Source organism: Azohydromonas lata, assembly GCF_034427735.1.
GTDB classification, from domain to species: domain Bacteria; phylum Pseudomonadota; class Gammaproteobacteria; order Burkholderiales; family Burkholderiaceae_C; genus Azohydromonas; species Azohydromonas lata.
The window spans coordinates 1-358 of sequence record NZ_JAXOJX010000228.1; the positions used below are offsets into that span (position 1 = coordinate 1).

General features: G+C 61.7%; 1 protein-coding gene. It reads left to right on the plus strand.

Going from position 1 to position 358, the window contains the following annotated elements:
* The coding region (locus tag SM757_RS35155; protein ID WP_322468887.1) for a branched-chain amino acid ABC transporter permease at positions 1-358 on the plus strand (358 nt) is incomplete at both ends.

Below are 358 nucleotides of genomic sequence, written 5' to 3' on the forward strand. Positions count from 1 at the left end.
CCCCATGCACTTCTTCGGCTTCAGCTTCGGCAAGCCGTTGATGATCGGCGACTACACCATCGCCCCCGTGGCGCTGTACTACTACCTGTTCCTGGCGCTGGTGGTGCTGACGGTCATCATCTGCCACCGTCTGGAGAACTCCCGCATCGGCCGCGCCTGGATGGCGATTCGTGAAGATGACATCGCCGCCAAGGCCATGGGCATCAACGTGCGCAACATGAAGCTCCTGGCCTTCGCCATGGGCGCCACCTTCGGCGGCGTGTCGGGCTCCATGTTCGCGGCCTTCCAGGGTTTCATCTCGCCGGAATCCTTCTCGCTGATGGAGTCCATCATGATCGTGGCCATGATCGTGCTGGGT